9 protein-coding genes are annotated in these 11,307 nt (G+C 60.5%); 6 read left to right on the top strand and 3 right to left on the bottom strand.

Annotation, left to right across the window (positions count from 1 at the left end):
- Nucleotides 1-100: 100 nt before the first annotated feature.
- The 5 genes from ACIPLA_RS04750 (at nucleotide 101) to ACIPLA_RS04730 (ending at nucleotide 4,409) form a co-directional block, all read left to right on the top strand.
- A complete protein-coding gene (locus ACIPLA_RS04750) occupies nucleotides 101-910 on the top strand; it encodes a MetQ/NlpA family ABC transporter substrate-binding protein (RefSeq protein ID WP_401171902.1) in 810 nt (269 codons plus the stop codon).
- Nucleotides 911-912: 2 nt separating this feature from the next.
- Nucleotides 913-2,034, top strand: a complete 1,122-nt coding sequence (locus ACIPLA_RS04745) for a methionine ABC transporter ATP-binding protein (protein ID WP_218396853.1) — start codon at nucleotides 913-915, stop codon at nucleotides 2,032-2,034.
- On the top strand, nucleotides 2,024-2,668 hold the full coding sequence (locus ACIPLA_RS04740) for a methionine ABC transporter permease (protein WP_401171897.1): 645 nt from the start codon (nucleotides 2,024-2,026) through the stop codon (nucleotides 2,666-2,668). The genes ACIPLA_RS04745 and ACIPLA_RS04740 overlap by 11 nt, the downstream gene beginning before the upstream one ends.
- Nucleotides 2,669-3,229: 561 nt before the next feature.
- Nucleotides 3,230-3,586 (top strand): DUF6124 family protein, encoded by a 357-nt coding sequence (locus ACIPLA_RS04735; protein WP_218396851.1) that lies wholly within the window; start codon nucleotides 3,230-3,232, stop codon nucleotides 3,584-3,586.
- Between the two features lie 196 nt (nucleotides 3,587-3,782).
- Entirely contained in the window at nucleotides 3,783-4,409 is a 627-nt protein-coding gene (locus ACIPLA_RS04730; RefSeq protein ID WP_218396849.1) for a bifunctional 2-polyprenyl-6-hydroxyphenol methylase/3-demethylubiquinol 3-O-methyltransferase UbiG, read from the top strand.
- Nucleotides 4,410-4,544: 135 nt separating this feature from the next.
- Here the strand turns inward: ACIPLA_RS04730 and ACIPLA_RS04725 are convergent, their stop codons facing one another.
- Genes ACIPLA_RS04725 through ACIPLA_RS04715 form a run of 3 tightly spaced genes read right to left on the bottom strand, consistent with a single transcriptional unit; the run spans nucleotide 4,545 to nucleotide 9,759 of the window.
- On the bottom strand, nucleotides 4,545-7,595 hold the full coding sequence (locus tag ACIPLA_RS04725; protein ID WP_401171892.1) for an efflux RND transporter permease subunit: 3,051 nt from the start codon (nucleotides 7,593-7,595) through the stop codon (nucleotides 4,545-4,547).
- The gene (locus ACIPLA_RS04720) at nucleotides 7,592-8,659 is read right to left on the bottom strand and encodes an efflux RND transporter periplasmic adaptor subunit (protein WP_218396845.1); all 1,068 of its coding nucleotides are present in this window, start codon (nucleotides 8,657-8,659) and stop codon (nucleotides 7,592-7,594) included. The genes ACIPLA_RS04725 and ACIPLA_RS04720 overlap by 4 nt, the downstream gene beginning before the upstream one ends.
- Complete coding sequence (locus ACIPLA_RS04715; protein ID WP_401171888.1) at nucleotides 8,656-9,759, bottom strand: efflux RND transporter periplasmic adaptor subunit; 1,104 nt, start codon at nucleotides 9,757-9,759, stop codon at nucleotides 8,656-8,658. Before ACIPLA_RS04715 ends, ACIPLA_RS04720 begins: the two co-directional genes overlap by 4 nt.
- Nucleotides 9,760-10,059: 300 nt before the next feature.
- Here ACIPLA_RS04715 and ACIPLA_RS04710 point away from each other — a divergent pair, with 300 nt between their 5' ends.
- Nucleotides 10,060-11,220 (top strand): AAA family ATPase, encoded by a 1,161-nt coding sequence (locus ACIPLA_RS04710; RefSeq protein ID WP_218396841.1) that lies wholly within the window; start codon nucleotides 10,060-10,062, stop codon nucleotides 11,218-11,220.
- Nucleotides 11,221-11,307 lie beyond the last annotated feature (87 nt).

Raw genomic sequence — 11,307 nt, 5'->3', positions numbered from 1 at the left:
ACAAAATTTGTGCCCGACTCGATCCACTGTGGGAGCGGGCTTGCTCGCGAAGAGGCCCACCCAAACACCACACATTCAATGCCCTGACTGGAAAACCATCATGACAAAAAAACTCTTAACCCACCCAGTCAAAGCACTGGCCCTGGCCCTCGGCCTCTTCAGTTCCGTCACCTTCGCCGCCGACGCACCGCTGAAGGTCGGCACCACCGCCGCCTTCGCCATTCCCCTGGAAGCCGCCGTAGAAGAAGCCTCTAAACAAGGCCTGAAAGTCGAACTGGTGGAGTTCAGCGACTGGATCGCCCCCAACGTCAGCCTCGCCTCGGGCGACATCGACGTGAACTATTTCCAGCACATCCCGTTCCTGGAAAACGCCAAGGCCGCCGCCGGTTTTGACCTGGTGCCGTTCGCCCCGGGCATCATCAACAACGTCGGCCTCTACTCGAAGAAATACAAAAGCTTCGACGATTTGCCCGAAGGTGCCAGCGTGGCCATCGCCAACGACCCGATCAACAGTGGTCGCGGCCTGCAACTGCTGGCCAAGGCCGGGCTGATCACCCTCAAACCGGGCGTCGGCTACAAGGCCACCGAAGAAGACATCATCGCCAACCCGAAGAAAATCAAAATCCTTCAGGTCGAGGCCGTGCAACTGGTGCGCGCCTACGACGACGCCGATCTGGTCCAGGGCTACCCGGCCTACATCCGTCTGTCGAAGACCTTCGATGCCAGTTCCGCCCTGCTGTTCGATGGCCTCGATCACAAGGAATACGTGATCCAGTTCGTGATCCAGCCGAAAAGCAAAACCGACCCGCGGCTGATCAAGTTCGTCGACATCTACCAGCATTCGCCAGCCGTTCGTGCGGCGCTGGATAAAGCCCACGGCAAGCTCTATCAAGCCGGCTGGGAAAGCTGAGCATGACAGCCGCGATCCAACGGCGACTGGAACTTCCGGAGCCACATAACGCCACACAAACCGAACTGCACCCAGACCTCAATCGCGCCCACGTGCGCTTTATCGGCCTGGGCAAAACCTACAACGGTCAGCAAGGTCCGGTGGCGGCCTTGCACGGCATCGACCTGGCGATCCAGCGCGGTGAAGTGTTCGGCATCATCGGTCGCAGCGGTGCCGGCAAGTCATCGCTGATCCGCACCATCAACCGCCTCGAACAACCGAGCAGCGGGCGGGTGCTGATCGATCAGGTGGACATCGGCGAGTTCGACGAAGACCGCCTGGTGGCGCTAAGGCGACGGATCGGCATGATCTTCCAGCACTTCAATTTGATGTCGGCCAAGACGGTTTGGCAGAACGTCGAATTGCCGCTGAAAGTCGCCGGTGTGCCCAAGGAGACGCGCGAGCAGAAAGTTCGCGAGCTGCTGGAACTGGTGGGCCTGCAAGAGAAACACAAAGCCTACCCGGCGCAGCTGTCCGGCGGGCAGAAACAACGCGTCGGCATCGCCCGCGCACTGGTCCATGATCCCGAGATTCTGCTGTGTGACGAGGCGACGTCGGCGCTGGATCCGGAGACCACGCAATCGATCCTCGGCCTGCTGCGCGAGATCAATCAACGGCTGGGTTTGACCATCGTGCTGATCACCCACGAGATGGCGGTAATCCGCGATATCTGTGATCGGGTGGTGGTGCTGGAACATGGGCGAATCGTCGAGCAAGGGCCGGTCTGGGAAGTTTTTGGCAACCCGCAACATGAGGTCAGCAAGACCTTGCTCGCGCCGCTGCAACACGGCCTGCCGGAAGAACTGCAAAGCCGCTTGCGTCCACAGCCGCAGTCTTCGGACGCCGCTGTGGTGCTGCGTTTGCAATTCACCGGCAGCACGAGCGAGGAGCCAGACCTGGCGGCGCTGTTCAGCGCTCTCGGTGGTCGCGTGCGCTTGCTGCAAGGGGGCGTGGAACGGATTCAGGGCCATGCACTCGGGCAATTGTTGCTGGCGGTGACCGGTTCGTCCCTCGGCACCGAGGAATTGCGTCAGCGCGCCGGCAACTGGGCGCAACAGGTGGAGGTGCTGGGTTATGTGGTTTGATCGGTTGCTTCAGGGTTTTATCGACACGTTTTTGATGGTGGGTGTGTCGTCGCTGATCGCGCTGCTGGCGGGCATTCCGTTGGCGGTGATTCTGGTCACCAGCACCAAAGGCGGGATCTACGAAGCACCGGCGCTGAATCGTGCGTTGGGCGCGTTCGTGAACCTGTTCCGCTCGATTCCGTTTCTGATTTTGATGGTGGCGCTGATTCCGTTTACCCGCCTGATCGTCGGCACCACGTATGGCGTTTGGGCAGCCGTGGTGCCGCTGACCATTGCGGCCACGCCGTTCTTTGCACGCATCGCCGAGGTCAGTTTGCACGAGGTCGACCATGGGTTGATTGAAGCGGCGCAGGCGATGGGCTGCCGACGCTGGCATATCGTCTGGCATGTGCTGTTGCCCGAGGCGCTGCCGGGGATTGTCGGTGGTTTCACCATTACGTTGGTGACGATGATCAACTCGTCAGCCATGGCCGGGGCGATTGGGGCCGGTGGGTTGGGGGACATTGCTTATCGGTATGGGTATCAGCGCTTTGATAGCCAGATCATGTTGACGGTAATTGTGTTGCTGGTGGTGTTGGTGGCGGTGATTCAGTTGGGTGGGGATCGGTTGGCGCGTGGACTCAACAAGCGCTGATCGAGATAGCAGCCGCGATGCTCACCTTGTAGCAGCTGGCGAAGCCTGCGTTCGGCTGCGAAGCAGTCGCAAATCCTGCTTTCACAGTCTTCCTGAAACACCGTGAACTCTGATTTCACGACTGCTTCGCAGCCGAACGCAGGCTTCGCCAGCTGCTACAGACCGCGTTACGTCTTAACTGACTGGCATTAAGACAATCCCCTCGCCGAAGCGTAAGTTTTCTCACAAGAAAATCAGAGTGCCAGCAGGCCCGATCCCTTTCATTTGCAGGACGTTTCCTAGATCATTCCGCTCGCTTGCGCCGACAGAATCTGGTGGCTAGTCTCGGTTCGTCACTGCTCATCAGTGATCGGGTTTAGTCGCCCGGATCTTTCCAGGCGCACAGCGCCACCTCATGTCAGGTGTTTTTCATTGCCTGAAAGTTATGGTGGCTGTGCGCAGGGCACCCTCGGGTGCGCCGGTATTGCCTGGAGACCGGTCGACTAACCTGCGTGCAGCCGCCACCCCTATTCGTTTAGTCGCGATAACGGTTGGCTCCAATTAATTCCAGGAGTTTTACCAATGAAAAAATCCGTACCCGATCCACCTCCCGAAAACCCCACCAACGAAACCGCCACCGACGACCTGCTCAGGGATCGATCGGCGCTCTACCGTGCGATCGATTTCCACCTCACCGGCAAGCAGCCGACGGCGCCCGATGAATTACGCTTCTACAACGTCAGCAAAGACGTGAGCTTCGAAGACGCCCAGCTTTATGTGGCGGATCTGTTGCGCTGCGCCTCGGTCACGGCGTATCAGTGCGGCGATCAACTCAAGGGCGCCGATCGGGCATTGGTGTTCTCCGTCTGGCATTTGCTGGAGATTGCCAAGGCGATGGTTGATCGGTCCATTGAATGTCTGGGGATGAAACAGAGTTGAGTCTGGCTGAAGTCATTGGTCGCCAGTGATACCGCTTTCGCGAGCAAGCCCGCTCCCACATTCGATCTTCGGTGAACATGGAATTTGTGTTCGACGCGATCCATTGTGGGAGCGGGCTTGCTCGCGAATGGCTGCGCAGCAGCCCCCGGCGTCATGGCGTATATTCAGCTAATCCCAATTACCTGCGCAGCCAACCATGAAACAGACTCCCGACGACCTGGAGCAGATCACTTCCACCACCCTGGGCCATTACAACGCGGTGGCCGAGGACTTCCGTGAAGGCACTCGCGATCACGATGTCAGCCAGAACATCGATGCCCTGTTGCGGCATATCCAGGGTGAGGCGCCGTTCAGCATTCTCGATTTTGGCTGCGGCCCTGGCCGCGATCTGAAAACCTTCACCCGCCTGGGCCACAGCGCCGTCGGGCTCGACGGTTCTGAAAAGCTTGCACAGATGGCCCGGGAGGACAGTGGTTGTGAAGTCTGGCAGCAAGACTTTCTGAAACTTGACCTGCCGACCGAGCGGTTTGACGGGATATTCGCCAATGCCGTGCTGTTTCACATTCCGAGTCAGGAGTTGCCTCGGGTGCTGAAGGAACTGCGTGGGGCGTTGAAACCGGGCGGTGTGTTGTTCAGCTCTAATCCGCGTGGCGAGAATCAGGAAGGCTGGAACGGGCCGCGTTATGGGGCTTATTACGATCTTCAGGTGTGGCAGCAAATGCTGACTGAAGCGGGGTTTGTGGAGCTTGAGCATTACTACCGGCCAACGGGGCTGCCGCGGGAGCAGCAGCCTTGGTTGGCGAGTGTTTGGCGTAAGGTGTAAGCAGCTCAAGTCTGAGGTGTCGGTACTGACGCTTTCGCGAGCAAGCCCGCTCCCACATTCGACCGAGTTGTCCAGACGGACGCGATCGAATGTGGGAGCGGGCTTGCTCGCGAATAGAGCGCGCAGCGCTCGCCTCTATGCCTCTTTCTTCGGCTCGCGAACCTTGTACCAGGCCACGTACAGCGCCGGCAAAAACAGCAGCGTCAGCAACGTCGCGATGATGATCCCGCCAATCATCGCGTAGGCCATCGGCCCCCAGAACACTTCCCGCGCAATCGGGATCATCCCCAGGCTCGCTGCCGCCGCCGTCAACAATATCGGGCGGCGCCGATGTTCCGTGGCTTGCACCACCGCGTCCCACGGCGTGTAGCCACTCCTCTCGAAAGAGTCGATCTGGGTCACCAGAATCACCGAGTTGCGGATGATGATGCCGATCAGCGCCAGAATCCCCAGGATCGCCACGAAGCCCATCGGCGTACCGGTCGGGATCAGCGCCAGCACCACGCCGATCAGGCCCAGCGGCGCGACGCTGGCCACCAGGAACAGCTTCTGCACGCTGTGCAACTGGATCATCAGGAAGGTCGCCATCAAAAACAGCATCAACGGCACCACCTTGGCGATTGGCCCCTGGGCCTTGCCGCTTTCCTCCACCGTACCGCCAGTGGCGACTTTGTAGCCCACCGGCAAACTGGCGGCGAACTTGTCAATGTCCGGCTTTAGCTGTTGCACCAGGTCGGTCGGCTGAATCTCGTCGCGCACCGCGGCCTTGATGGTGATGGTCGGTTTGCGATCACGACGCCACACCAGTGGCTGCTCGAGTTCATACCGCACCGTGGCAAACGCCAGCAGCGGAATCGACGTGCCGCTCGGGGTGACGATCTGCAAGTTCTCCAGGGTTTTCGGACTGCCGCGTTCGGCATCCTCGGCACGACCCACCACGTTGATCAGGTAAATATCATCATCGACCTGCGTGACCGGCAAGCCGACGACGATGCTGTTCATCAGGTTCGCCACATCCTCCGATGACAACCCCAGTTGCCGTGCCCGGTCTTGGGCGATGTCGATGCGCAAGACTTTGCCCGGCTCGTTCCAGTCGTAAATGATTTCGCCGATGTGCGAGTTCTTATCCAGCTCGGTGGCCAAGGCAATCGCATGTTTGCGCACCTGATCGATGTCTTTGCCGCTGACCCGGTACTGAATCGGCCGCCCCACCGGCGGGCCCATTTCCAGCGCCTGGACGTAACTGCCGACACCGACGAATTCTTCGCGCAGGCGCTTTTGCAAACGCTCGGTCAGGGCCGTGCGCGATTCCAGGCCTTTGCTGACGATCACCAGTTGCGCGTAGTACGGGTTCTGCAATTGCTGGTCGAGAGGCAGGTAGAAACGGATCGCCCCCTCGCCGATGTAAGTGCTCCAGCGCACGATGTCCGGGTCGTCCTTGAACGTCGCTTCAAGCTTGTCCACCACCTTGCGGGTTTCGGCGATCGAGGCGTTTTGCGGCAGGTTCAGGTCGACGAGAATTTCCGGGCGGTCCGAGGACGGGAAGAACTGGTTCTGCACGAACTGCATGGAAAACACCGAGAGCACAAACAGCGCCACGGTAATGCCGATGGCCCACCAGCGATTGCGCATGGCCCAGAGCAGGCCGCCATTGAACGCCCGACCGATGCGCCCAGGCTCTGCGTCGTGAGGTTTCACATTGGCGCTCAGAATATGCACACCGAGTACCGGGGCGAACAGCACGGCGACGATCCACGACACCAGCATCGCCACTGCGATCACCGCGAACAGCGTGAAGGTGTACTCACCGGCCGAGCTTGCGTTCAAGCCGATCGGCACAAAACCGGCGACGGTGACCAAGGTGCCGGTGAGCATCGGGAATGCGGTCGAGGTGTAGGCGAAGGTCGCCGCCTGCTCTTTGGTTTCGCCCATTTCCAGGCGCGTGACCATCATTTCCACGGTGATCATCGCGTCGTCCACCAGCAGGCCGAGGGCGATGATCAGCGCACCGAGGGAGATCCGCTGCATGGTGATACCGCTGTATTCCATGAAGAGGAAGACCATCGCCAGCACCAATGGAATCGAACACGCCACCACCAGCCCGGCACGCACGCCAAGACTGACGAAGCTGACGATCAGCACGATCACCACGGCTTCGAACAACGCACTGGTGAAACCGCCGACGGCTTCTTCCACCACTACAGCCTGGTCGGAAACGGTGTGTACACCGACGCCCACCGGCAGGTCCGCCGTCAGCTCAACCATGCGCAGGTGCAGCGCCTTGCCGAAGTCCTGAATGTTGCCGCCCTTCTTCATGGCGATCGCCAGGCCAATGGCCGGCTGGCCGTTGAAGCGAAACTCCGGGGTCGACGGATCGACGTATCCACGGCTGATGTTGGCGATATCGGCCAGTCGATAGAAGCGATCGTTGAGCTTCAGGTTGACGTTGGCCAGGTCTTTCTCAGAGGCAAATTGCCCCGAAGTCCGCACCGAAATCCGCTCCGGACCGGCCTCGATCACCCCGGCCGGGGTCACGGCGTTCTGTGATTGCAGGCTCTGCACCACCTGACGCTGATCGATGCCGAGGGCGGCGAGTTTGCGGGTGGAGAAGTTCAGGTACAGCACTTCATCCTGCTCGCCGACCATCTCGACCTTGCCCAACCCCGGGACTTCACGAATTTCGGCACGCACCTGTTCCACGTAATCGCGCAACTGGCGCATCGACAGGCCATCGGCGGTAAAGGCATACACCGAACCGAACACGTCGCCGAACTCGTCGTTGAAACCCGGCCCTTGCAGGCCCTTCGGGAAGTCACCGCGAATGTCGTTGATCTTCTTGCGCACCTGGTACCAGATTTGCGGAATGTCCTTGGCACTGGTGGTGTCGAGCAGGTTAACGAACACCGTAGATTCGCCGGGGCGGGTGTAGCTTTTCACGTAGTCGAGCGAGTCGAGTTCTTCGAGTTTTTTCTCGATCCGGTCGGTGACCTGCTTGAGGGTCTGTTCCTGGGTCGCGCCGGGCCAGCGAGTCTGGATCACCATGGTTTTGATGGTGAACGAGGGGTCTTCTTCGCGACCGAGGTTCAGGTACGAAAACACGCCCATCAGTAGCGCGACGAACATCAAATACCAGACGAACGACTGATGTTTGAGGGCCCACTCGGATAAGTTGAAACTCCCTTTCATTGCGGGCTGTCCTCGTCAATTTTCACTTTCTGCCCCGGTTTGAGGCTGTTCACACCCGCGCTGACCACCCGCTCGCCAGTTTTCACGCCGTTGGCCAGGACCACCGTGGCATCGGTCCGGCTGATCAGGCTGACCTCCCTTGGCGAAACGGTTTGCGTCTGTGGATCAACAACCCAGATCCGCAGTTTTCCATCGACCTCCTGCAGCGCACTCACCGGCAGTTCGAGGCGCGGCTTGATCGCGGAGCTGAGGGTCACGCTGATCGCCGTGCCGAGGCGAAAGCCCGGTGGCGTATCGGCCAGGCTCAGGCGGGCGCGACGGGTGCGTGTCGCGCTTTGCGCCTGGGGTTCGATTTCGCGCACGATGGCGGTGCTGGTGATGCTCGGGTCCAGTTGTGAGGCGACTTGGAACACCACGTCGGCTGGCAACTGATCAACCAGGGTATCGGGCAGGTCGATCACCGCTTCCTTGATGTCCGGCTGCGCCAGGGTCACTACTTGCTGGCCGGCCGTGACCACTTGCCCGGCTTCGGCGTTCCACGCGGTGACGATGGCTTTGTGATCGGTGCGTAGCTCAACGTAGTTGAGTTGGTCCTTCGCCTGATCGACGGCGGCCCTGGCTTGATCGAGGGACGCCTGGGTGGTTTTCAGGTCGGTCTGGGCGATGTCCAGTTGCGCCTGCGCGCCAACCCCGCGATTGAACAGTTCCTGCTGACGCCGGGCGTTGGCCTGAGCGTTGATGAGCTGCGCCTGAACCCGCGCCAGATCACCCTGGGCGGAGCGCAACTGGTTCTGCTGATCGGTGGGGTCGAGGGTCGCGAGCAACGCGCCCTTCTGCACTTCGGCGCCAACATCGACGTTACGGCTGGCGATACGCCCCGGCACCCGGAAACCGACGTTGCTTTCGTAACGGGCCTGAATGCTGCCGGCAAACCGGCCGAGGTTTTCTTGATTGAGCGCCTTCACTTCCACCGACAACACCGGCCGAACCGGTTCTGGCGGCGCTTCCTCCTTGGAACAGGCGACCAGCAACAAACCGGCGGACAATAGCAACAGGCGCTTCATGGCTGGGCTCCTGTCGCTGGGGGCTGGTAGGTGTTCTCGACAATCTCCACGCGCACGCCCGGATGCAGTAACTGACCGCCTGCGGTGACGACTTTTTCGCCCCCGTTAAGGCCGGCGCTGACAATGACTTTGCCAGTCAGGTAACGACCGACGGTGATGGTGTGCAACTGCGCCTTGCCCTCGGCATCCACCAGCCACACGGCCGGGTCACTGAGGTTTTTGGTCAGGGCCGCCCAAGGCAATTCCACCGCGGTTTTGCCCACCGGCTTGGCGGTGGCGCTCACCACCGACCCCAGCTGCATACCCTCGGGGAGGCTGTCGAGGGTGACTTTGACTTGTACTGTGCCGGTCTGCGCCGAGACTGCCGGCGTGACTTCCCGAACGGTGCCCGTGGTCTTGATTTTCGGGTTGTCGAGCAGGCTGACCACAATCGATCTGTCCGCCGGCGGCTCCGTCAGCAGTGACTCGTACACGTTGAACACCGCGTCACGCTCGCCGTCCCGGGCCAGGCTGAAAATCGGCACCGTGGCTTGTACCACTTGGCCGACTTCAGCCTGGCGCGCGGTAATCACTCCCGGCGCTTCGGCAATCAACGCGGTGTAGCTCAGTTGATCACGGGCGTTGGCCAATTGCGCTTGAGCGGCGGTCAGCGCGCTCTGACTGCTGCGCAAGGCGGCTTGGGCGGAGTCGTATTCGCTCTGGCTGGTGTAGCCCTTGGGCAGGAGTTTTTGTTGGCGAACGAAGGCGGCGGCGGTTTGTTTGACCCGCGCCTGTTCGGCAACGACCTGGGCCTGGGCCGAGTCGACGCTGGTTTGCAGGTCCTTGGGATCGAGCTTGGCCAGCACTTGTTTGGCCGAAACCCGGTCACCGACATCGACCATGCGCTGGATGATCTTGCCGCCCACGCGAAACGACAGTTCGGTTTGTACTCGCGCCTGGACGTCGCCGGTGAGTGTCACTGCAGCGGCGTAATCGGTTGGCTTGACCTCTTGCACGAAGACTCGTGGGCGGTCCTTCTCGACGGGCTTTTTATCGCCACAGGCGCTCAGCAGGGCGATGAGGCTCAGGCCAACCATGAATTTCAATCCGGGACCTGCCATGCAAACTCCTTTGCGCTGTACAAACATGCCAGTGACGATACGACTGTGAGCTTAGAACAGGGTTCAACAGGTGCACGGGTTTGCTGCATCGCATGGGGCTTGGGGGTTGCCTGTGGCGAGGGAGCTTGCTCCCGCTCGGCTGCGCAGCAGACGCAAAACCTGCTGTCTCGTTTTGCCTGACACACCTCGTTTAACTTTTTTGGGCCGCTTCGCAGCCCAGCGGGAGCAAGCTCCCTCGCCACATACGCTCACAGTCGCCGACTAAGACAAACTGGCGGCCCCTGCAGCAGGAAGCTTCCCATGCTCAAAACACTCGCGGTGGCCAATTACCGCTCGATCAATAAATTGGTGATTCCGCTTCAACGGCTGAACCTGATCACCGGCCCCAACGGCAGCGGCAAGTCCAATCTCTACCGCGCCTTGCGTCTGCTGGCGGAAACTGCTCAGGGTGGAGTGGTCAATGGCTTGGCACGCGAGGGTGGGCTGGATTCGACCTTCTGGGCCGGGCCGGAAACCATCACCCAGCGCATGCGCAATGGTGAAATCCCGATCCAGGCAACCATGCGACACGGCGCCAAGCGCCTGCGCCTGGGGTTTGCCGGTGAAGACTTCAGCTACTCGATCGCGCTGGGCCTTCAGGAACAGAGTCTTTCCGCGTTTTCTCTGGACCCGGAAATCAAAAGGGAATGCATCTGGTCCGGGCCGTTCTATCGCCCGGCCAGCCTGCTGGTGGATCGTGACGGCCCGATGATTCGCACACGGGTCGGCCGCAGCTGGGAGGTGCTGGCCCAACGCACGCCGAATTTCGACAGCCTGTTCGATCAGGTTGGTAGCTTGCGCACCTCGCCGGAAGTCTTGCAGCTGCGTGAATTCATCCGCCGCTGGCGCTTCTACGATCACTTTCGCAGCGATGCCGAAGCTCCGGCGCGCCAACCACAACTGGGCACTCGCACGCCGGTGTTGCACCACGACGGTCGCGACCTCGCGGCGGCGTTACAGACCATCCGCGAAATCGGCGATCCCGAAGCCTTGCAGGCGGCGATCAGCGACGCGTTCCCCGGCGCGACGCTGAACATCGCACTGCTGCAAGGTGGCCGATTTGCGATCGAGTTTTATCAGGAAGGATTGTTGCGGCCGTTGTCCGCCGCCGAGTTATCGGATGGGACGTTGCGCTATTTGTTGCTGGTTGCGGCATTGCTGACGCCTCGGCCGCCGACGTTGATGGTGTTGAACGAACCGGAAACCAGTCTGCATCCAGACCTGCTGCCGGCATTGGCGCGGTTGATCATTCGAGCGTCCGAGCAGTGTCAGGTGTGGGTGGTGTCTCATGCGCGGCGGTTGATCTCGGCGTTGCAGCAAGACCCGGAATGCAATTGCATTGTGCTGGAGAAGGATTTCGGCCAGACCGGGATAGTCGGGCAGCGGATGCTGGATGAGCCGGTGTGGTATTGGCCGGATTGAGCGGCGTCTTATCTGGCTGATTTGCTGCGGCAGTGGAGGACGGCTATTTTCCTTTACGCTGTAGGAAGGATCTTTTTTTCAAGACAG

Origin of the sequence: Pseudomonas sp. NPDC086112, from assembly GCF_044746425.1 — a bacterium.
Taxonomy (GTDB): Bacteria; Pseudomonadota; Gammaproteobacteria; order Pseudomonadales; family Pseudomonadaceae; genus Aquipseudomonas.
Note: the sequence above shows the minus strand (reverse complement) of the source record. Positions and strands in the feature narration are given on the sequence as shown.